Raw genomic sequence first — 19,969 nt, forward strand, 5'->3', positions numbered from 1 at the left:
AAATTACCGGTTAAATGTTTTCAGCACAAAGCCCACCGTATCTGCCTTCGATTCGGCAAGTCGTTTGTTGAACGCTGCCACCGTTTTGCGGAAGAGCGTTTCGGTTATGCCATCCGATTCGCGGCCGGTAAGGTACAATTTGAAAGTATTGTGATGACGCATCTGCACGAGCATGACGCGATGCGACGGCCCGCTGATGAAGCCGGTTATACCGCAACACCTGCACCAGCCTAAAACCCGTTCACCGCATTATACTGCGCGATGTACTCCCTTGGGGAATGCCCTTTGATGCTTTTGAAAACCCGGTTAAAATTGGTGATACTGTTGAAGCCCGCATTGTAGGCCGCGTCGGCGATACCGTCGGGTTTCCCGGGCCGGGTGAGGTTTTTACACGCTTCGTTGATCCGCACCTCGTTCAGGAAGTTCACGAACTTGCGGCCGGTATGCCTTTTGAAATACCGGCAGAAGGCCGGCGGCGTCATATATGCCACGGCCGCCACTTCCTCCAGCGATACAGGCGTGTTGTAGCGTTGCATGATAAAACTCAATATCCTGCTCAGCCGTATGCCTTCGCTTTCCGACATTTCCGCCGAATAATCCACCGGGCATAACGGAACGGAGCCTTTGAGGGAATGCAGCGTGGTAAGCAGCTCAAGAAAGCGCTGAAGCGCCTCGAGCCCTGATGCTGCATGTACTGCGTGAATGCCGGCGGCCACCACTGTGTTGTGGGCAGCAGCCACTTTGAACCCGTGTTTGCCCGCCTGCAGGAAGGCTTTAACCGCCTTCATCTCGGGCAGATTGAATAATCCGCCCATGGTGCCATTGATATTGAAATAAAGTGATGTGGCTTTGATGGTATGCGTGCTGCCCGGTGCAAAATACTCCGGGTTGCTTTTGAAAAGGTGCGGCAGGTTACCGCCAATCAGGAAGATGTCGCCCGGCCGGAAGGCATGCATGTTGTTCCCAGCAATGAGGATGCCCGCTCCCTTTTCCACGAGGGTGAGCTGACACTCGTCGTGACGGTGCAGGAACTGGTAAAAGTGCGGCTGCTCGATCTGTTCGGCAATCACACTTTTATCGTCAGGATATAAAATGGTAAACGGCAGTACTTTCATAAGCAGCGTTACGTAGCTACAATTTACACATTTTATCCTGAAACAACCCAACAAGCACCTATCCGGTTAAAATCCGGCAAAAACCGGTCAAAATATGGCCGGCCGTCAGAACCGATCCGGGGCAAACGGCTCCATACCTACCTCGGTTGGCTGGCCATTGATGAGGCGGCTCACAAGCAGGCCGGTGGCCGGGCCAAGGCTGAGGCCCATCATGCCATGGCCAGTGGCCAGTACCAGGTTTTTCACTTTTTTACTGTACCCGATGTAAGGAAGGCCGTCCGGCGAAGAAGGCCGGAATCCGAACCAGGTGTTGGCCGTAGCGGGCAACGCAGGGCGAAGGCCTGGAAAATAAGCCGGAATGGCATCTACAATGCCCTGTACACGGTTCATATTCACCTTCCCGTTGATACGGGCCAGCTCCATGGTGCCGCCGTAGCGGATTTGTTCGTCCATCGGTGTAACGGCCACCCGCGCTTCACAAAGGAGCGCCGGGATCTGCAGGCAATCGTTCGGATTCTCGCCCATGAACGAATACCCCTTTCCCGGCATCAGCGGTGCTTTGACGTGCAGCATTTTTGCCACGGCGGGCGACCAGGCACCGGTGGCCAACACAAAATGGTCGGCGGTAAATCGTTTGCCCGATGCCGTTATCGCACGAATGACGCCTCCTTCCATTTCCACACCGTCTGCCGCATGGTTGCGCAGGATGGTGACGTTGTTTTTTTCAAGATATGCGAGCAGGGTGGTCATGAGACTGCGGGGTGAGAGATGCCCGTCGCAACGATAATGTACCGCGCCGAGCACATCCAACTCCAGGTCCGGCTGGAGCGCCCGGCAGGCCTTTGCGTCGAGCAGCGCGAAATCGAGCCCGAGCGCGGCGGCGTCTTTTACAAGATGCGCTTCTTCTTCCGCCGCTTTGTTGGTTTTAAAAAAGGCCAGGATGCCTTTGTGTTGCAGGCCGAACGCTAAACCCGGCTCCTGCGCCAGTTCGTTGTACAACGACCGGCTCAGGAGCGACAGGTCGCGCAGCGGTACGGCCGCGGCCGCCACATGTCTGGCGGTAGCATGTTTGATGAATTGTAACCCCCAGCCGATCAGTTCACTGTTAATCGCCGGTTTTATATAAAATGGGCTCCTGCTGTTAAACATCCAGCGGATGCCCTGTCTGATCATACCCGGTGCGGCCAGCGGCACAAAGTGGCTCGGTACGATCATGCCGGCGTTGCCGTAAGAGCAGTTGCCGGTGATGTCGCCTTTGTCGAGCACGGTTACCTCGTGTCCTTCCCGGTGCAGGTAATACGCCGCACTCAGCCCGATGATGCCACCGCCGATGATAATGATGTGTGCCATGTTCTGTCAAAAATTAAAGCACCTGGAAGCCGAATGCGTACGGGTCATCCGCTTCGTCGATCCTGATCGTATTGTATCCGTATACCCGCGCCCATCCTTCCACGCTGGGAACGATGGCCGGTTTGCCGCCCACTTCCGTCACCGCTTCCACACGGCCGGTGAATTTGCTGCCGATGATGCTTTCATGCACAAACGCATCGCCTTCTTTCAGCTTGCCTTTGGCATGCCATTGCGCCATGCGGGCGGAAGTGCCGGTGCCGCAGGGTGAGCGGTCGATGGCCTTGTCGCCGTAAAAAACGGCATTCCGTGCTGTGGATGAAGGGTCGAGCGGCGTTCCCGCCCAGAGTACGTGGCTGCAGCCATTGATGGTGGCATCGTCCGGATGTACGAACGTGTATGCTTCATTGATGCGCTGGCGGATTACCTGGCTCCAGGCCACCAGCTGTGCGGCGGTATGGTTTTCGAGCCCTGAAAAATTTTCCTGTGGGTCGATGATCGCGTAGAAGTTCCCGCCATAGGCCACATCGAAAACGAGGGACCCCAGGCCCGGGCAATCCACCTGCAGATTTTCCGCGGCAAGGTATGCGGGCACGTTTTTCAGTTTCACGGATTTCACCTTCCCTCCTTCTTCTTTGTAAGTAATGATCACCAGCCCTGCCGGCGCTTCCATCCTGACGGTGCCGCGCACTTTCGGGATCAGCAGTCCTTCTTCTATGGCGATCGTGATGGTGCCGATGGTGCCGTGGCCGCACATGGGCAGGCAGCCGCTGGTTTCGATGAACAGCACCGCCACATCGTTTTCAGGATTGTGCGGCGGATAGAGGATGCTGCCGGACATCATGTCGTGCCCCCTGGGCTCAAACATCAGCCCTTTGCGGATCCAGTCGAATTCCCGGAGGAAGTGCTGCCGTTTTTCGCTCATGCTGGCGCCCTGCAGGACGGGACCGCCCCCGGCAACCAGCCGAACCGGGTTGCCGCAGGTATGCGCATCCACACAGAAGAATGTTTTTGCGATCATCGTGTTGACAAATTTTGATCCGTTGTACGGAGAATATTGAATGGATTGGCGGCCCGTAGTTCGCCGGGCAGCAAAGCATCCGGCCAGTTCTGCCAGGCCAGCGGCCGCACGAAACGGTAGATGGCGGCGGAGCCCACGGAGGTAAAGCGGCTGTCGCTGCTGGCCGGAAAAGGCCCGCCATGCTGCATCGCGGCGCACACCTCCACACCAGTAGGCACACCGTTAAAAATGAGCCGGCCGGCGATGCCGGATAATTGCAGCAACAAATCCTGCTCTCCTGATAATTCCTCTTCTTCCGCGATCACCGTAGCGGTGAGCTGACCTTGGAGTGACGCCACCACCGCCTGCAGGGAAGCTTTGTTCTTCGCCACTACCAGCAATGAACTGGGACCGAACACTTCTTCACGCAGCGCGGGTGTTTGCAGAAAATCTTCCGCCTGCACTTTCAGGACCTGTGCTTGCGCCTGTCCTCCCCCTGCTTCCGTGACAACGGCCAGCGGCGATACGCCTGTTTCCTGGCGCATGGCGGTCGACAATTCCATATAATGATGATGGATAGATGCAGTGAGCATGGTAGCCGGCGGTGTTTGCCGGATGGCCGCTGCCAGTGCGGATTCGAAACGTTCCAGCGAAGGGGTTTCAATAGCCAGCAACAAACCAGGATTGGTGCAGAATTGTCCCGCTCCTAATGTGATGGCGCCTGCCAGTTCAGCGGCGATTGCCTCTGCTCTTTTTTCCATGGCGCCGGGCAATATAACTACCGGATTGATGCTGCCCATTTCCGCGAACACCGGTACCGGTACGGCCCGCTGTGCGGCAAGGCGTTGCAGCGCCATACCGCCTTTCAGTGAACCGGTGAAGGCCACGGCTTTCGTGAGGGGATGCTGCACCAGTGCAGCGCCAACCACATAACCATCGTCGTACAACATCGAAAACACACCTGGCGGCAGGCCGCATTTTTTTACAGCGGCATTCACAGCCCCTGCTACCAGCGCGCTGACACCGGGGTGCGCCGCATGCGCTTTGACTAACACGGGACAGCCCGCAGCCAGCGCCGAAGCGGTATCTCCACCGGCCACCGAAAACGCCAGTGGGAAATTGCTTGCACCAAACACCACCACCGGGCCCAGGGGCACCAGCATTTTGCGGATGTCGGGCCGGGGTTGCGGTTTGCGGTCGGGTTGCGCGGTGTCGATCACCGCCTGCACCCAAGACCCTTCTTCCACCAGGTTTGCAAAAAGGTTCAGCTGGCCTGTTGTTCTGCCCAACTCCCCGGTGAGGCGCGCAACGGGTAAGCCGGTTTCGGCATGGGCTCTCACGATCAGTGAATCTCCAATGGCTGATAATTCCGCCGCTATCGTTCGCAGCAGGGCTGCTTTTTCTTCGCGGCTTGTTCCCCGGTAAGACGGGAATGCCGCAGCAGCAGCCTCCATCGCCTGGTTCACTGCGGGCTCATCTGCGCAGGCAAACGCACCGGGCAGTGTTTCCCCGGTAGCCGGGTTCACCGCCTTGAAATATCTTGTTTCGAGCTGTTTGTAAACTCCTCCTATACTGTTTGCGGTTTCCATGCGGATGTTGTATCGGGTAATGCCGGACGGGCGGCCAATGCGTCGTCAATCACTTTCTGTACACGGGTGCGTTCTTCGCCTGTCAATGGCAGCCTCGGGGCACGGACATGTTCCGTACCGATGCCGGTGGCCGTGGCGGCGAGTTTGATATATTGCACCAGTTTGGGATGAATATCGAGCTCCAGCAACGGCATGAACCAGCGGTAGATTTTCAGGGCAGCCTCAACGTCTCCTGATTTCACCAACCGGAATATCGCCACGGTTTCTTTCGGGAATGCATCCACCAGCCCAGCCACCCATCCGCAGGCGCCCAGTACGAGGCTTTCCATTGCGAGGGGATCCACGCCGGTGAGTATTTTATACCGGTCGCCGAAGCGGTTGATCATGCGCGTAATATTGATCACATCCCTGGTAGATTCCTTCACGGCCTGGATGTTTTTATACGGCAGCAGCGCCTCGAACATCTCCAGCGTAATCATGATTTTATAATCCACCGGGTTGTTGTATAACATGATCGGCAGGCTGGTAGCCTCCGCCACGGATTTGAAGTAAGTAACCGTTTCGTTCGCGTCCGCATTATACCGCATGGGCGGCAGCAGCATCAAAGCATTCGCCCCCCAGCTTTCCGCTTCCCTGGCGAGGTTGGTGGCAGCGCGGGTAGTTTGTTCAGCGATGTTAACAATGATGGGAAAACCTTCCGGCAGAAATTCGCGCGCAGCGAAATAAAGCTGTTTTTTCTCTTCGTTGCTGAGCGAGCTGGCCTCGCCGAGTGACCCGCCGAGAATGATACCATCTACCCCTGCATCCAGCTGGGCCTGTAGGTTGGTACGGAATACCTCCAGATCTATTTCATCAGATGTATTGAACGGCGTGAGCAGTGCGGGGAACACACCGTTCCAGTTAAATTGGGCCATAACATTTGTTTGACCAAAAGTACACGATAGGCCCCGGCGGCACTTTACGCGAATTGGCCGCTACTTTGCGGAAATTAACCGGTTTGAAGCGGCGTTGATATGATTGGGGCAAAAAACGGGGTCAAAACACTTTACGCCGCGATAAAGAAGTTCTCCCCAAAGGGAATATCAACTTGCCGGCATGCACAGATCCGGTGGGTTTCCTATCTTCGTGTATTCAATAAAAATGCACGTATGAAGTCCATTTATCTCCAACGACCGCGATCGCACCCAGCGCATCACCGTTACGGAAGGGGAATTGTACCTGCCGTACGACGTGATGGTGACCCCCTGAGCCGCCGGTCCTTTTACAGTATCAGCACTTCACCATCGGCCGGAATGAGCAATTGACCGCTGCTGATGCCCGCCGCGTCCGCCGCTGCGCGAAGCGATGCGCGGGTGGTGCGGCAGTGGTCGAGCGCTTCCATGTGCACCGCGATCACCTTTGCATTGCCGCCTGCCCGGATCAATGCAATGGCCTGCTCCTCCTGCATCAGGATCGGCGTATGCTCGTGCCCTGGAATTACGGCGCCGCCGGAATTGATGACGATATAATCAGGACGGTGCCGGTGTATGTTATCCGCAATCTCCGGGAGCCAGATACTGTCGCCTACAATGTAGACGGTAGGCGCTCCTTCGGCTTTCAGCACGAAACCCGACACTTCACCCATTTTCAGCAATATCTCCCCGCTCCCATGCCTGCCGCCCGTGCGGATAATGTGGATACCGTTCCAATGTGTTTCATCGGTGATCTTTGCAGCATTCGTAAAATTTTCTTTTTCGAAGTAAGCTTCGTCGGCGGGCTGATGGAGCAGCGTGATGGATTTATCCAGTGCCTGGCTGGCCGCAGCGTCGAAATGGTCGCGGTGCGTGTGGGTGACGAGCACCCCGTCCAGATCGCGTGTGATGGCGTCAACGGGAACCGTCAGGTCGATCGTCGGGTTCCTGGCGATGCCGGCCAGGGAATCGTAAGCGTCTTTGGGGAAAAACATCGGGTCTACCAGTATCTTTCTGCCGGCGTACTGCAGCACCAGGGTGGCGTTGCGTATGAGTTGGAGGGTATTCGTGCGGGTCATATGTTCAATTAAAGCGCAAATGTACAGCGAAGACTCTTATCCGCCTTCAGACATCTCAATTGTTTATATTTGATGCCGAAATGAAGCACATCCTGACCGCGCTCTCCGAACTACCACCAGGCATTCAATTCCTGGTATTTCTCGCGCAAAACCTCTTCGTATTTGCAGCAGCATTGTTGTTTGGCGCTCTGATGCTGCGGAAAAACGGCGTTCCCTGGGAACCAGCCAGCAAACGGGATAGGTTCATCGCCGCGGGAACGGTGCTGATCAACACGGTCGTCACACAGGCAGGGTTCATGTTATGGCAAAAAGGCTGGATTGTAATTGACTCCTCCTGGTCGGCTTATTTCTTCGTGGATGCCCTGATTTTGTTCTTTGTGATGGACTTCCTCATGTACGTTTTTCACTGGACCATCCACTATTCCTTCCTGTACCGGTTTATACACACGCTCCACCACGAGGCCATCGACCCGAAGCCGATCGACCTTTTCGTGCTGCACCCGGCCGAAACATTCGCCTTTGGCGGCATGTGGCTGGCGATTTTACTGCCTTGGGCATTTAACATCTGGGCGATGGTGCTCTACCTCGTGTTGAATGTGGTGTTCGGGATAGTCGGCCACCTCGGCGGCAACGGCCAGCACTATAACACAGGCATCACCCGATTTATCGGCACCTCCCGCTTCCATCACGACCATCACCGCAACCTACACTGCAATTTCGGGTTCTACACCAACCTGTGGGACCGGCTCTTTGGTACCTACGTCAACGCTTGAATCGCCGCATAGGCACCGCTGGACCATCCTATATATTCAAAACTGGTCCCCTCAAGCCATCCGGCTATGGCATACTTTTGCAGCTTAAACCGAAAAACATTTCAGCATGGAATTCAAAATCAGGAAGGCAAGTCTTGAGGACTTAAACGAAACGGCGGAACTATTCAACCTGTATCGTATTTTTTATCGTCAGGAGTCTGACGTTGAACGCGGCAAAGCATTTCTGAAGGAAAGGTTCCAGAACAGCGAGTCGGATATTTTCCTGGCGATGGCTGACGGCAAAGCGGTAGGCTTTGTTCAATTGTACAAATTATTTCATTACACCAAACTGCAGAAACAATGGCTGCTTAGTGATTTATTTGTGCATCCGGATTACAGGGGTAAAGGAATTTCGGTAGCCCTGATAGAAAGAAGCAAACAATGGTGTGCGGAAACCAATGCCTGCGGGTTGATGCTGGAGACGGAAAAGACGAACGATATCGGGAATAACCTGTATCCCAGGTGCGGCTTTGAATACGATGGGTTGCACAATTACTATCACTGGTGGAAATAATTCAATCACTGTACCAAAAGGACAAAGCCAACAACCCTGCTTTGTCCTTTTTTGTTATCACTGCCGGGTATTTCCCCGGGCCGGATGTGACAGCAGCCATTTGACCAACGCCTTCGGCTCCGCGATGCTCCATGAATGGGGATGCCTTTTATTATCCGGCTTTCTGTAACCTTTGTTGTCTGTTGTCGTCAAAACGGCATTTTTGTTGCCCAGCCACTGCAGTTCGTTGATCATGGCGGCGTTATCTTTCGCATTGATGTAGGAGTAATCGTATCCTCTTTCACGCAGCCACCATTGTATATCCGGCTCGGTGAACAGCATGATGGGCGTATTCACCAGTGTTTTGACGGCCCGCTGTGTGGTGTCCGTGTACGAGTATGGCGACATGTCGTAAAAGTTTTGCCGCGCCGTCTCAGGCGTCCCTTTCAATTCCAGTTCGATCCTGCCTATCATGTACGTCACCTCTCCGTTCACCGGTTTGTTCCCGGCCAGCCGCACCATCCGTTTGGCGGCATCGTAGAAGCGCTCCCAGTCGAGTGGAGCATCTACCGCAAACACGGCTTTTGCTTTCACGGGATATTTTTTCTCCACGGCCAGTTCCGCATATTTCACTGCACAGGATCCGCCGATGGAAAACCCGCCGATAAAAAAATCCTTCCCCTGTAATTTGTAACGGCCCATCACTTCTTTGATCTGCTGCTGCAGCGATTGCTGCGATGCGTTATCTGTTCCGAAATATAGTTGTCCTGTTTCCAGTAACGGAATAATAGTGAGAATACCCTGTTGCGCAGCAACCACTGGAAGCGTTGTTTGTTGCAGTACGTCGCGGGGCGAGGCGCCGAACCCGTCGAGCAGGAACATAAATGCCTTGGGCGGTTGATTGTCGGGCAGCACCGCGATGTACATGTTAACAGTGCTGTCTTTTGCGTTGAGGTATACTGTTTCGATTTTTTGCCCGAATGAGATAGCCGGGGCCAGCAGCATCAGGATGGAACAGGCGAGTTTTTGCATATCAGGGAGGATTTTAGTTGGCGGCCAGATTCACAATATCCGGAACTTCCAGCACCTTTTTATCATACCCTTTCTGCGACACACTGATCATGGCTTTCCCCAGTTCCGATAATGTGATAAAATACTTCGGCATCAGCCACCTGAAAAATGGATAAAAGGGCATCAGGATGGCGTAAATCCCCGGGGTATTTTTAGCGCCTTTGAATGACTTCATAAACGCCGGCCTGAAATTGTAGACACCCTTGAAAGACAGCCTCATCAGGTCGTTTTCCGTTCTGCCCTTCACCCTGGCCCACATCAGTCTTCCTTTTCCAGAGCTGTCGGTACCCGCGCCGGATACGTAGCAGAAGGTCATATCGGGATTGATGGCCGCTAGTTGTTCAGCGAAATGTATGGTGAGGGTGTAAGTGACGGCGGTGTATTTTTCTTCCTTCATACCGACGGACGACACCCCGGCGCAGAAAAAGCAGGCGTTATAACCTTTCAGCCGGTCTGCGATGGCAGTAATGTCATTAAAATCGCCATGGATGATTTCCTCCACTTTGGGATGGGATACACCGGAAGGTTTCCGGTTGACCAGCAGTACCTTTTCCACAGCAGTATTCTGCAGGCACTCCTGCAATACCCCTTCCCCAACCATTCCTGTGGCGCCGGTGATGATGACTTTTAGTTGCATGATGATAGCCGGTTTTTCTTTTTTCAAGATGGTGTTGACGGGTTTGTGGTTATCGTTGTTCCCACCATTTCTCCCACACTTTATCGAGGTGGTCGAGATCCACTTTTTCACCGATTTTCGGTGTGGTGATAGACTGATGACTGGCCGCCGCCATGGCAGCCGTCTGTTGCAGCGGCTCATACCAGGGATGCTGCGCCAGTTTGAATTTCGAATTGTGCACCGGCATGAAGTGTTTTGCTTTCAATTCTTCTGCTTCCTTCACCACTTCATCCGGCAACGAATGGATATAAGGCCATTTCTCGTTGTATTGGCCGCATTCGAGCAGGGCCAGGTCGAACGGGCCGAACTGTTCCCCGATATCCTTGAAGTGAGGGCCATAGCCGCTGTCGCCACCGAGGAACAGTTTTTTGGAGGGCGTTTGCAGCACGAAGGAACTCCAGAGGGAGATATTCCGGTTAAAAAGCCTGCCGGAGAAATGTCGTGCCGGTGTTAACGTAACCTTGAAACCACTACCCAAATCCACGCTATCGAACCAGTTCTTTTCGATGAGTTTATCCTGAACCCAGCCCCAGTATTCGAAATGCTGCGCCACCCCCAATCCGCAGATCACTTTCCCGATCTTCGGCTTTAATTGTTCGATGGTGGTATAGTCGAGATGGTCCCAATGATCGTGCGAAATGAACAACACGTCGATATCCGGCATATCCGGAGCCTGGTACCGGTTGGAGCCCGGGAATGCTTTGACGGAGCCGCGGATGGGTGAGGCATTTCCGCTGAATACGGGATCGATCAGGAACTTCCGTCCGTCCACCTGGATGAAATATGAACTGTGGCCAAACCAGACGAGGACGTTCTCTCCAGGGTGCAACTGCTTCAAGTCCGTATCTACAAAGGGAATGGGCTGCACAGGCGCCGTGTCGGGGTGTTTACTCAGGAAATTCCAGAGCACTTTCGTCATACTCGCTCCTTCCGCCAGTGCAGGCGTTGGGATCAGGTTCTGAAACTGCCCGTCTTTATAATTCGAAAGTTTATTAAAGAGCGCCTTCCGGGTATTATCGGGAAGCCGCCCGTATTTTTTATTGAGTCCCATCATCCATGTTTTATTTTTTCTTCTTCCAGGTCGATTTGATGGAGAAACTTTCTCACGATCTCTTCATCGATACGCTGCTCGTTTTTATTCTTTTGGAGCAGCCAGGTGCGCTGCCTGTCGAGAATGTTGATATAAATGGTCTGAATGTGCTCTGGCACCCGGTGCGGCTCGTCCGGCACCAGCTGGTTTTTCCAGTGGCCGGCCAGCTTCCTCAGGTGATAGCTGTGTTCCAGTTCTCCCGGATGATGCTGGTGGAGGTAGTCCAGCGATTCTTTGGCCAGCTCTTCCCGGATGTGTTTTTCGGTTTCCTCTTCCGGCAGGTGGTCGTTGAAATCCGGGAGCTTCACTTTCCGGATGATCACCGGCAGCGTCAGTCCCTGCACTACCAGCGTCAGCAGAATCACGACGAACGTAATGTACAACACGAGGTTCCTGTGGGGAAAAGGCAGGCCATTATCCATCACCACGGGAATCGACAGCGCCGCCGCGAGCGACACCACCCCGCGCATGCCGGTCCAGCCCATCACGAACGGAGCCCGCAAACCGGGATTCCTGTCGGCCACCGTAATAAAGTAACTTGCAATCCTGGTCACGATTACCGCGCCGAATGCGGCCAGCATCCTGCCGAAGATCAGTACGAACGTGATGAGCACCCCGTAGCCGGTAGCCTCATAGAAACTGATGCCTTCCTGCTTCAAACCGGCCACGATCTCCGGGAGGTCGAGGCCGATCAGCATAAACACCAGCCCGTTTAACAGGAACACAAAACTTTGCCAGACGTTTTCGCCCCGCAGCCGCGAAGAGCTGCTCAGGAAGCGATGCCGGTGGTAGGATAAAAACAGCCCGCCGCTCACTACGGCCAGCACGCCGGAGGTATGCGCCTCTTCCGCGGCGATATACATGGCGTAAGGCGTTACAAGGGTGAGGATGATATCCATATTAACATCCGTGGGCAGCCATTTATGTGCTTTCAGGAAAACAAGGCCTACCAGCAAGCCGATGCCCACTCCTCCTATAACCATCCAGCCGAAACTCAGCGCCGCCTCGTACCAGATGAACTGCCCGGTGGCTACCGCCACCATCGCGAACCGGAAAACGATCAGCGACGAAGCATCGTTCAGCAGGCTTTCCCCTTCCAGGATGGCCGACATTCTTTTGGGCACTTTGACGAACTTCAGGATGGCACTGGCACTCACCGCATCCGGCGGCGACACGATACCGCCCAGCACAAACCCCAATGCCAGCGAAAAACCGGGGATAAAGGAGTTAGCTACGAAAGCCACGGAAATGGCTGTAAGGAACACCACGATAAAGGCGAAGCTGCCGATTATACGGCGCCAGTGCCAGAGCTCTTTCCAGGAATTTGCCCAGGCCGCTTCGTACAACAGTGGCGGGAGGAAAATAATAAAAATCAGCTCCGGGTCGATTTTCAATACGGGAACACCGGGGATAAAACTTACCAGCAATCCTGCCAGCACCAATAATACGGGATAAGCTACCTTGATTTTATTGCCCAGCATGATCAGCAGCACGATCAGTACTATCACCGCCAAATAAAAAGGAAAATGTTCCAGCATATCAGACTTTAAAGTTTATCCGGCAAATCTACATCAATAAAAAGCCCGTTTATCTCCCCCGGAACAGGCTTCTGGACGCCGGCGCTTTTCCGACCTCTTTATACAGTATCACATTCGTAATACCGGCAGCCACTCTCCTCCCCGACACCTCGGTACCCGTGAAAGGCTCGTCCTTTTGGGTGGTTTCATAGTCGGATCGCATAAACGAAGTCCCGGCCCTTCCTGCGGCATCCAGGCCGGCACGATGCAGCACGTCGTCTTCGATGATGACGGCTGAGGACTTAAAATATTTTAACTGATTCAGCATTCCGGGCAAATAAAGTTAACGCGGTGCTGTGATTGTTTTGGAGAGATGTTACGACGTGTTGTGCAATGGCTCCACCGGTTCCACGCTAAAACCTTTGTTTTTCCTATTTTAAATATAAATTATTTTCTAAATAAATACAAAAAAGAAAAGAGCCAGTTACAAACAAACCCTTTTCTTATGTAGGTATAAGATAGTCTACAATGTTATCGCTTCGGTTGGGTGGCAACCGAAAACATTCCAGGAATAAAATGAAACATTTTACGGATCGTCAGACCCGCAGCGAGCCGCGGAACGCCCTGGAAGAATAATACGACGATGCGCCGTTGTGGTACACGAATACGTGGCCGTACCGGTAATCGCCGAAGAGGGCCCCGCCAAGTTTCCGGATGGCAGGCGGCGTAATGATCCAGCTCGACGTTTTTGCATCGAAATTCCCCAGTTGCTGCAACTCACGGTATTGTTCCTCCGTCAACACATCGATACCCATGGCATCCGCTATTTCCAGGGCGCTGTCGTGCGGCTTGTGTTCTTTCCGCGCGTCGAGCGCCGCTTTGTCGTAACATACGTTCCGGCGGCCTTTGGGGGTTTCGGGCGAACAATCGTAAAAGATGTATTCGCCTGCTTTTTTATCGAATCCCACCACATCCGGCTCACCTTCGGTCTCTTCCATCTGGTAAAGCGACCATAGTTTGGCGGGATGGGATTCCAGTTTGGCCTGTACTTTGGCCCATTCAATGCCTTTATGGCGTTGCATGTTTTTCTCAAAGCGGGTTTTCAGTGCTTTGAGGAGGTCTTCGCGCTGTTTGGCGGATAGTTCCTTTTTTGCGTTTTTCATATAAAACCAGTTAAATAAGGCTACTTCATGGAATAACCTAAAATAACAAAGGATTCTGACCTGCTCAAATTTCTTTCCTGGGCTCCTGTTTCCGGCGCGCTAGTGCGGTAATTTCTCGCGGAAATAGCCGTACATCCAGGTACCCGCCACCGCGCTCAGGAGCACCACCCCCACCACCAACGCTCCCGTGCCTATCTGTGCAAATAACGGTCCGGGACAGGCGCCTGTAAGCGCCCAGCCTGCGCCAAAAAGCAGCCCGCCATATACCTGGCCCCTGTTGAATTTTTTCGGATGGAAAGTGATTTCTTCGCCGTGGATGGTTTTGATATTAAACCGCCTGATGAGCCACACGGAGATCATGCCTACCAAAACTGCCGTTCCGATGACCCCATACATATGAAAACTCTGCAGCCGGAACATTTCCTGTATTCGGAACCAGCTGATGATTTCCGCTTTTATGAATACCACGCCGAAAACGATGCCCACTGCCAGATATTTGAAATTGTACCACCAGGGATGCCGTTGCACTGATTCATTAATGCAGATAGTATCCAGCGAACGCACTTCAAAGTCAGCATTGCCGGGTACTTGTTTGACAGGTTGTATTGTAGTTTGCATAGTTGTCCGAATGATCTATAGATTACAAATGAAGAATAAGCGGAAGAAGGAGATTGGCCGTAATGAAGCCACCTGCCATGAACATGACGGTCGCGACCAGGGAGGGCCATTGCAGATTACTAAGGCCCATAATGGCATGCCCTGAAGTACAACCTCCCGCATATCTTGAGCCAAAACCTACCAGAAATCCGCCACCCACCAGCAAGATCGATCCGCGCAGCGAAAAAAGGCCACTCCACGAAAACAATTCTGCAGGCAACAGGGAACCCTGACTGGTAATGCCATACCCGGCCAGTTCTTTGGCCAGTGCCGGATTCACGACCACCGGGTCAGGGTTTGGCAATAGCAGTGCGGTTATAACAGCCCCCGCCAATATGCCGCCCACAAAAAAGAAATTCCACATTTCTTTTTTCCAGTCGTAACGGAAAAACTTGATTCCGGCTGGAAAGCAGGCCGCACAGGCATGCCGCAGGTTCGCCGATATGCCGAAATGTTTGTTGCCCAGCAATAAAAGCGCCGGCACAATGAGCCCGATCAGGGCCCCTGCCACATACCATGGCCAGGGTTGTTGCAATATCTGAAGCATTGGTCTTTTTATGATTATTGATGAACGACGGGATTGCCCCCCTGCTGCCAAAGGTTCATCCCGCCTGAAAAATTCAGCACATTCGTATAGCCGTTCCGGGCAAGCAATGAGTAACCGATGGTGGCACGGTCACCTCCCTGGCAGTGGATCACAACCGTCTTGTCCCGGCTGATCTCGTCGAGATTATTGAGCATGGTTCCCAGAAATACATGATCTGCGCCGCTGATATGCCCGGCCCGGTATTCGGTAGCACCCCGCAGGTCCACCACCTGGATCCCGTTGTTCCGGTAAAGGGTTTTGAATTCATCCAGGGAAATGACCGGCACCTTGTTCAGTGCACCGCCTGTTGTTTCCCATGCTTTTACAGACGGGATATAGCCATGGATGTTGTCGAGCCCTATCCGCATCAGTTTGCGGGTAAGGTCGTCCAACTGTGCAGGCTCCGCCAGTAAAATGAAAGGAGTGGTATAGTCGAGGAACCAGCCGGCCCAGGTGTTGAAAGAATTATTCCCCTGGATATTGATGCTCCCCGGAATGTGGCCCGCTGCAAAGGCCGCTTTATCGCGTGTATCGATCAGTTTGTACCCTTTTTCGAGCGCCTCTTTCAGTGCTGCGGCATCCAATTCCTGAAGAATGGGCACTTCGGTCAGCAATGGCCTGTTCACTTTGTTGAGTTTCTTCATCATGGCGAAATATGCCGGCGGTTCCGGCTGATCTGCCAGCAGGTATTCCACGAATCCTGTTTCATCCTGCTCGAAACGAAACGCCCAGTTTCTCACCAGTTCATACCCCGTTGTTGTGGAAGGCACGGCGCCCAATGCTTTCCCACAGGCGGAACCGGCGCCATGGCCGGGCCATACCTGCACGAAGCCGGGCAGGGCGCTGAATTTTTTAAGCGAGCCAAATTGCTGCCGGGCGCCTGGTTCCTGCGTACCTGTTAATCCGGCTGCTTTTTCCAGCAGGTCGGGCCGTCCGATATCACCTACAAATACAAAGTCCCCGGTAAAGAGCATCACAGGAGCGTCGCTTGCCGGCAGGTCCGTCAGCAAAAAGCTGATGCTTTCGGGTGTATGACCCGGTGTGTGCAGTACGGCCAGTTCGAGATTCCCCACCCGGATGCGGCTGCCATCCCTAAGACCGATGTGGTCAAATTCGTATTGCCAGTCCGGTCCGCCTTCGTCAGAAAGATACATGCCTGCGCCAGTGAGGGCTGCCAATTCGCGCGATCCCGAGAGGAAGTCGGCATGAATATGGGTCTCCAGAATATGGGTGATTTTCATCTTCTGCTGCTGCGCAATCTCGAGGTAAGTGTCCACGTCCCTTTTGGGATCGATCACAGCGGCTACACCCGCTTTCTGGCAACCGATAAAATAACTGCCCTGTGCCAGGCTCTTATCATAAATGTGCTGAAAATACATAACATCTGTTTTGCTATTGACTACAAAGGTGCCGCCTCTTTTGCGGATTATCGGTGATGCAGGTCACATAGCAAAAAGATCCCCGTCAGGGCTTTATCCATTCGAATGAATTCCGGTGAATAATCACCCAGCCGTTTTTTTCCATCTTTTTCATCAGCCGGCTGATGACCTCCCGCGAGGAATTGAGGTCTGTGGCGATTTCCTGGTGCGTCAATTTGATATGCCGCCCCATTTTTTTCACCTGCCCGGTAATATAAAACTCCAGACGTTCGTCCATATTCCTGAACGCAATTGCATTGATCGTATTCAGCAATTCTTCGTAACGGGCGCGCCAGGTCCTGATCACAAAGTAATGCCAGCTTTTATACCTGCCCAGCCATTCATCCATGTATTGAAGCGGGATGGTCAGGACCGTCACATCGGTCATTGCTTTAGCCAGCACCTGACTGTTCTCCTGCCGGTACGTGCAAACCATCGAAACTGCGCAGGCTTCTCCGGGCTCTATGTCGTACATAAAAAACTCGTTGCCTTCCTCATCTTCCTGGTAGAGCTTAACAATGCCTTCCAGTATCAGCATGGTAGACCTGATGGCCTGGCCTTTACGCAGCATATGGGTGCCCGCCGGAATGGTCCGGATGTCGCCGTGCTGCGTCATTTCTTCGTACAGCCCTTCTTCGAGCCCGGGGAACAACTGGCGGAGGGAATAATGTTCTTGCATAGTTAAAATTACAAAATTAGGGCGGTCCGGGCATTGCTGTGTGACAATCATCACCGATACCGCCAACAATAGCCGCGACTTTTGCCTGAAAATGCACATTATGCACCTGTTGGGTTATATCGCTTCCTTATTGATCGGGATTTCGCTAGGGTTAATTGGCGGGGGCGGATCCATTCTCACTATGCCGGTGATGGTTTACCTGTTTGGCATTTCGCCGGTGACGGCTACTGCTTATTCATTGTTCGTGGTGGGTTCTACCAGCCTCGTCGGCGCAGCGCAGCAACACAAACAGGGAACAGTCAATATCAGGATGGCCCTGTTGTTCGCCGCAACTTCGGCAGGCATTGTTTTTCTAACCCGCAAATGGCTGGTCCCTGCCATACCGGAGCACATTGCAACTATCCGCGGGTTTGAGGTTACGGAAAACTGGCTCACGATGGTGTTGTTCGCCTTGCTGATGCTCGTCTCCGCAGTTTTTATGATGCGCCACCGGCCGGTTTCTCCAACACAAACAGCCACGCGCGGGTTCAGTCGTGGTAAAATGCTTCTCTTTGGCGCGGGTACCGGCCTGGTAACCGGTGTATTGGGCGCCGGAGGCGGTTTTCTCCTTATTCCCGCGCTCGTACTGATATTACATCTTCCCATGAAAGAGGCCGTAGGCACTTCCCTGCTGGTGATTGCACTGAACTCTCTCATTGGTTTTGCCGGTAATCTCCACGATACGGGAATAGACTGGCAGCTCCTGCTGATCGTCACTTCACTGGCCATTGCAGGTATTGTGCTGGGAGGTTATCTGACCCGTAAGATACCCGGGGGCAAACTGAAGAAGGTATTCAGTTGGTTTGTACTGGCGATGGGCTGCTATATCCTCGTCAGGGAACTCTCGAACGCGCTGTGATTGTTTCCTGACAGCCTGTAATGCCTGCCGCTCCTTTCCCGGCATAAAAAAAGCGCCCCGTTCGGTGCGCTTTTAAGCTATATAATACCACTCCCCTAGTTGCCTTTGTACGAATAACCTTTTTCACCGGATTGCCCTGCGTTAACCACAAGATTCTCCACACTGGTTTCTACCTTGCCGTTTATCTCGGCCTTGTAGCTGACCGTCATCGGCGCCCCGTCGAAATTCAGGTAATCTACATTCAGGGCCCCGAAGTCAAACGGCTTGACTGTCTCAATTACATATGTTTTGGTAGCACCGAGGAAGTTTTGCTCATCCAGCTTGGCAGCCGACTCATTTCCCAGTGCGGTACCGTTCAGCTTCCATATCGGCGAGCCCCATTGGCTGGCATCATGATTGCCTGCAGTTGCCTGAACATAGATATTATCGTTCGCATCGGCACCTGTTACCGTTATCGTGAACTTCATGGATATTTTAGTAGCGCTGGGCTTGGGATCGTCTTTACTGCCACAGCCGGTAGATACAAAACTTGCCATTGATACCAGGCACAGACCAAAAAAAATACGTTTTGCACTTTTCGTTTCCATTTTCTTCAATTATTGGTGATGAATAAAGCAAAGGTAGGCCGGTATGATACCGTTGACAATCCCGGGAAAGCGGGTTTTTCACCCTCCTAACTATAGGAGGTGTTCCTGCCCGCGTCTACATCCGCACCGCAGCCGTTTCATGACAACTTCACCGCGCTTCGCAGACAGCATCCTGCGCGGGTATAAGAAGAAAATTCATCACAATATCTACAACAAAAAGCGAAACAGCGGAGCTGTTGTTACTTCCGGGTGATTTTACCGGAGCGTCTTCATGAGTGCTGAAATCCTTTCCTGTCCGTAACCGGCATCCAGCCCTTTGCGGAAAAGCCGCTGGGCGAAGGTTGCGAAACCATCGTCCAGTTTGTTTTCCGCGGAGAGGCGCACAATCAGGTCGAAGGTTCCGGCACAGATGTCGAGCGAGCTTTGAGGGCTGTCGTACTTTTTCTGCTCGATGTCGTCACCCGTGTCTTTGATCATTTGTCCCAATACGGGCGCAATGTCGCGGATCATTGTGCCGAGATCCGTCACCCGCATGCCTTCCGACTCAATGATGCGGGCGCCGTTGAGGAATCCGATCATCATGCCGAACATACTGGAGAGCGCGGCGATGTCCCATGCCGAGGCAGCACCCGGAGCTTCGCCGAGGTAAATGAGGGTACCGCCAAGGATGCGCAGCGCCGCTTCCGCACCGGCCCAGGCTTGTGGGCTGCCGGAAAGGAAAATGGGCGTTTGTTCGGTGCCCATCTGCGAGGGGGTGGCCAGGATGGCGCCATCGAGATACCAGGCTCCCCGGGCGCTAAAAGCAGCGGCCATCAGACGCGCGTCCTGGGGGGTGCCCGTACTCAGTTGCACGATGGTTTTTCCTTCCAGGGAAACGCCTGCCAGCACTTGTTCTGTGGCCACATAGTCCAGCAAACATATCAGGATGATATCGTTCTCCGCTACTGCTTTGGCAATATCCGCAGTGTAGGTGGCGCCGATGGCTGTAAGCGGTTTGGCTTTCGCTTCGGAGCGGTTCCACACCGTCACTTTCTCACCTTTTTCCGTTAATAACCGGGCCAGTACTGCACCCATGGCCCCCAGTCCAATTGTGAGGATTCTTTGTTGCTGTGTATTTTTCATCGTTCGTTTTCTTTTGCTGCACAAAGTAACGGCAACCCCGAACGCATAACAATAAGGGAAAATTTCTTCGCATAGGGATAATTTTATCCTTGTCCGTTTACCGGCATCCATGTATTTTTG

Annotated in this window: 22 protein-coding genes; 3 read left to right on the top strand and 19 right to left on the bottom strand. The window is 53.3% G+C overall.

Going from position 1 to position 19,969, the window contains the following annotated elements; all coding sequences use genetic code 11:
- Positions 1–3: 3 nt before the first annotated feature.
- The 7 genes from EGT74_RS26945 to EGT74_RS17525 all read right to left on the bottom strand — a co-directional run bounded on the left by EGT74_RS26945 (position 4) and on the right by EGT74_RS17525 (position 7,080).
- Positions 4–162, bottom strand: coding sequence for a hypothetical protein (locus tag EGT74_RS26945; protein ID WP_158618203.1), 159 nt, complete (start codon positions 160–162; stop codon positions 4–6).
- 68 nt (positions 163–230) lie between these two features.
- Positions 231–1,115 (bottom strand): AraC family transcriptional regulator, encoded by an 885-nt coding sequence (locus tag EGT74_RS17500; protein ID WP_123847865.1) that lies wholly within the window; start codon positions 1,113–1,115, stop codon positions 231–233.
- A 105-nt stretch (positions 1,116–1,220) separates the two neighbouring features.
- Complete coding sequence (locus EGT74_RS17505) at positions 1,221–2,465, bottom strand: NAD(P)/FAD-dependent oxidoreductase (protein ID WP_123847866.1); 1,245 nt, start codon at positions 2,463–2,465, stop codon at positions 1,221–1,223.
- Positions 2,466–2,478: 13 nt separating this feature from the next.
- Entirely contained in the window at positions 2,479–3,483 is a 1,005-nt protein-coding gene (locus EGT74_RS17510) for a 4-hydroxyproline epimerase (RefSeq protein WP_246008239.1), read from the bottom strand.
- Positions 3,480–5,051 (bottom strand): aldehyde dehydrogenase (NADP(+)), encoded by a 1,572-nt coding sequence (locus EGT74_RS17515; RefSeq protein WP_123847867.1) that lies wholly within the window; start codon positions 5,049–5,051, stop codon positions 3,480–3,482. The genes EGT74_RS17510 and EGT74_RS17515 overlap by 4 nt, the downstream gene beginning before the upstream one ends.
- Positions 5,030–5,965, bottom strand: coding sequence for a dihydrodipicolinate synthase family protein (locus tag EGT74_RS17520; RefSeq protein WP_123847868.1), 936 nt, complete (start codon positions 5,963–5,965; stop codon positions 5,030–5,032). Before EGT74_RS17520 ends, EGT74_RS17515 begins: the two co-directional genes overlap by 22 nt.
- Before the next feature lie 347 nt (positions 5,966–6,312).
- A complete protein-coding gene (locus tag EGT74_RS17525) occupies positions 6,313–7,080 on the bottom strand; it encodes an MBL fold metallo-hydrolase (RefSeq protein WP_123847869.1) in 768 nt (255 codons plus the stop codon).
- Positions 7,081–7,160: 80 nt separating this feature from the next.
- On the opposite strand from EGT74_RS17525, the gene EGT74_RS17530 reads away from it, so the two are divergent.
- Both EGT74_RS17530 and EGT74_RS17535 read left to right on the top strand, forming a co-directional pair.
- Positions 7,161–7,853: a sterol desaturase family protein gene (locus EGT74_RS17530; RefSeq protein WP_123847870.1), complete on the top strand. Its 693-nt coding sequence runs from the start codon at positions 7,161–7,163 to the stop codon at positions 7,851–7,853.
- Positions 7,854–7,959: 106 nt separating this feature from the next.
- Positions 7,960–8,406: a GNAT family N-acetyltransferase gene (locus EGT74_RS17535; protein WP_123847871.1), complete on the top strand. Its 447-nt coding sequence runs from the start codon at positions 7,960–7,962 to the stop codon at positions 8,404–8,406.
- Between the two features lie 57 nt (positions 8,407–8,463).
- Here the strand turns inward: EGT74_RS17535 and EGT74_RS17540 are convergent, their stop codons facing one another.
- The 10 genes from EGT74_RS17540 to EGT74_RS17585 all read right to left on the bottom strand — a co-directional run bounded on the left by EGT74_RS17540 (position 8,464) and on the right by EGT74_RS17585 (position 17,242).
- Positions 8,464–9,417: an alpha/beta hydrolase gene (locus EGT74_RS17540; protein WP_123847872.1), complete on the bottom strand. Its 954-nt coding sequence runs from the start codon at positions 9,415–9,417 to the stop codon at positions 8,464–8,466.
- A gap of 13 nt (positions 9,418–9,430) precedes the next feature.
- On the bottom strand, positions 9,431–10,093 hold the full coding sequence (locus EGT74_RS17545; protein WP_123847873.1) for an NAD-dependent epimerase/dehydratase family protein: 663 nt from the start codon (positions 10,091–10,093) through the stop codon (positions 9,431–9,433).
- 49 nt (positions 10,094–10,142) lie between these two features.
- Positions 10,143–11,186, bottom strand: a complete 1,044-nt coding sequence (locus tag EGT74_RS17550; RefSeq protein WP_246008240.1) for an MBL fold metallo-hydrolase — start codon at positions 11,184–11,186, stop codon at positions 10,143–10,145.
- Positions 11,183–12,760 (bottom strand): Na+/H+ antiporter, encoded by a 1,578-nt coding sequence (locus tag EGT74_RS17555; protein WP_123847875.1) that lies wholly within the window; start codon positions 12,758–12,760, stop codon positions 11,183–11,185. Before EGT74_RS17555 ends, EGT74_RS17550 begins: the two co-directional genes overlap by 4 nt.
- Positions 12,761–12,809: 49 nt before the next feature.
- Complete coding sequence (locus EGT74_RS17560) at positions 12,810–13,067, bottom strand: Rossmann-fold NAD(P)-binding domain-containing protein (RefSeq protein ID WP_220392897.1); 258 nt, start codon at positions 13,065–13,067, stop codon at positions 12,810–12,812.
- A gap of 268 nt (positions 13,068–13,335) precedes the next feature.
- The gene (locus tag EGT74_RS17565) at positions 13,336–13,902 is read right to left on the bottom strand and encodes a DUF4256 domain-containing protein (RefSeq protein WP_123847876.1); all 567 of its coding nucleotides are present in this window, start codon (positions 13,900–13,902) and stop codon (positions 13,336–13,338) included.
- A gap of 99 nt (positions 13,903–14,001) precedes the next feature.
- Positions 14,002–14,520 carry a DUF6691 family protein gene (locus EGT74_RS17570; RefSeq protein WP_123847877.1) on the bottom strand — a complete coding sequence of 173 codons (519 nt, stop codon included), beginning with the start codon at positions 14,518–14,520 and terminating at the stop codon, positions 14,002–14,004.
- A 22-nt stretch (positions 14,521–14,542) separates the two neighbouring features.
- Entirely contained in the window at positions 14,543–15,106 is a 564-nt protein-coding gene (locus EGT74_RS17575) for a YeeE/YedE family protein (protein WP_123847878.1), read from the bottom strand.
- A gap of 14 nt (positions 15,107–15,120) precedes the next feature.
- A complete protein-coding gene (locus tag EGT74_RS17580) occupies positions 15,121–16,524 on the bottom strand; it encodes an MBL fold metallo-hydrolase (protein WP_123847879.1) in 1,404 nt (467 codons plus the stop codon).
- An 85-nt stretch (positions 16,525–16,609) separates the two neighbouring features.
- Positions 16,610–17,242, bottom strand: coding sequence for a Crp/Fnr family transcriptional regulator (locus EGT74_RS17585; protein ID WP_123847880.1), 633 nt, complete (start codon positions 17,240–17,242; stop codon positions 16,610–16,612).
- Positions 17,243–17,342: 100 nt separating this feature from the next.
- On the opposite strand from EGT74_RS17585, the gene EGT74_RS17590 reads away from it, so the two are divergent.
- The gene (locus EGT74_RS17590; RefSeq protein ID WP_123847881.1) at positions 17,343–18,140 is read left to right on the top strand and encodes a sulfite exporter TauE/SafE family protein; all 798 of its coding nucleotides are present in this window, start codon (positions 17,343–17,345) and stop codon (positions 18,138–18,140) included.
- A 95-nt stretch (positions 18,141–18,235) separates the two neighbouring features.
- Here the strand turns inward: EGT74_RS17590 and EGT74_RS17595 are convergent, their stop codons facing one another.
- Complete coding sequence (locus EGT74_RS17595; RefSeq protein ID WP_123847882.1) at positions 18,236–18,727, bottom strand: hypothetical protein; 492 nt, start codon at positions 18,725–18,727, stop codon at positions 18,236–18,238.
- A gap of 255 nt (positions 18,728–18,982) precedes the next feature.
- Positions 18,983–19,960, bottom strand: a complete 978-nt coding sequence (locus EGT74_RS17600) for an NAD(P)-dependent oxidoreductase (protein ID WP_123847883.1) — start codon at positions 19,958–19,960, stop codon at positions 18,983–18,985.
- Between the last annotated feature and the right edge of the window lie 9 nt (positions 19,961–19,969).

Source organism: Chitinophaga lutea (assembly GCF_003813775.1).
Taxonomy (GTDB): domain Bacteria; phylum Bacteroidota; class Bacteroidia; order Chitinophagales; family Chitinophagaceae; genus Chitinophaga; species Chitinophaga lutea.

Coding starts and splice junctions, on each gene's coding strand:
- EGT74_RS26945 (WP_158618203.1), bottom strand. CDS start 162: ATGCGTCATCACAATACTTTCAAATTGTACCTTACCGGCCGCGAATCG.
- EGT74_RS17500 (WP_123847865.1), bottom strand. CDS start 1,115: ATGAAAGTACTGCCGTTTACCATTTTATATCCTGACGATAAAAGTGTG.
- EGT74_RS17505 (WP_123847866.1), bottom strand. CDS start 2,465: ATGGCACACATCATTATCATCGGCGGTGGCATCATCGGGCTGAGTGCG.
- EGT74_RS17510 (WP_246008239.1), bottom strand. CDS start 3,483: ATGATCGCAAAAACATTCTTCTGTGTGGATGCGCATACCTGCGGCAAC.
- EGT74_RS17515 (WP_123847867.1), bottom strand. CDS start 5,051: ATGGAAACCGCAAACAGTATAGGAGGAGTTTACAAACAGCTCGAAACA.
- EGT74_RS17520 (WP_123847868.1), bottom strand. CDS start 5,965: ATGGCCCAATTTAACTGGAACGGTGTGTTCCCCGCACTGCTCACGCCG.
- EGT74_RS17525 (WP_123847869.1), bottom strand. CDS start 7,080: ATGACCCGCACGAATACCCTCCAACTCATACGCAACGCCACCCTGGTG.
- EGT74_RS17530 (WP_123847870.1), top strand. CDS start 7,161: ATGAAGCACATCCTGACCGCGCTCTCCGAACTACCACCAGGCATTCAA.
- EGT74_RS17535 (WP_123847871.1), top strand. CDS start 7,960: ATGGAATTCAAAATCAGGAAGGCAAGTCTTGAGGACTTAAACGAAACG.
- EGT74_RS17540 (WP_123847872.1), bottom strand. CDS start 9,417: ATGCAAAAACTCGCCTGTTCCATCCTGATGCTGCTGGCCCCGGCTATC.
- EGT74_RS17545 (WP_123847873.1), bottom strand. CDS start 10,093: ATGCAACTAAAAGTCATCATCACCGGCGCCACAGGAATGGTTGGGGAA.
- EGT74_RS17550 (WP_246008240.1), bottom strand. CDS start 11,186: ATGATGGGACTCAATAAAAAATACGGGCGGCTTCCCGATAATACCCGG.
- EGT74_RS17555 (WP_123847875.1), bottom strand. CDS start 12,760: ATGCTGGAACATTTTCCTTTTTATTTGGCGGTGATAGTACTGATCGTG.
- EGT74_RS17560 (WP_220392897.1), bottom strand. CDS start 13,067: ATGCTGAATCAGTTAAAATATTTTAAGTCCTCAGCCGTCATCATCGAA.
- EGT74_RS17565 (WP_123847876.1), bottom strand. CDS start 13,902: ATGAAAAACGCAAAAAAGGAACTATCCGCCAAACAGCGCGAAGACCTC.
- EGT74_RS17570 (WP_123847877.1), bottom strand. CDS start 14,520: ATGCAAACTACAATACAACCTGTCAAACAAGTACCCGGCAATGCTGAC.
- EGT74_RS17575 (WP_123847878.1), bottom strand. CDS start 15,106: ATGCTTCAGATATTGCAACAACCCTGGCCATGGTATGTGGCAGGGGCC.
- EGT74_RS17580 (WP_123847879.1), bottom strand. CDS start 16,524: ATGTATTTTCAGCACATTTATGATAAGAGCCTGGCACAGGGCAGTTAT.
- EGT74_RS17585 (WP_123847880.1), bottom strand. CDS start 17,242: ATGCAAGAACATTATTCCCTCCGCCAGTTGTTCCCCGGGCTCGAAGAA.
- EGT74_RS17590 (WP_123847881.1), top strand. CDS start 17,343: ATGCACCTGTTGGGTTATATCGCTTCCTTATTGATCGGGATTTCGCTA.
- EGT74_RS17595 (WP_123847882.1), bottom strand. CDS start 18,727: ATGGAAACGAAAAGTGCAAAACGTATTTTTTTTGGTCTGTGCCTGGTA.
- EGT74_RS17600 (WP_123847883.1), bottom strand. CDS start 19,960: ATGGATGCCGGTAAACGGACAAGGATAAAATTATCCCTATGCGAAGAA.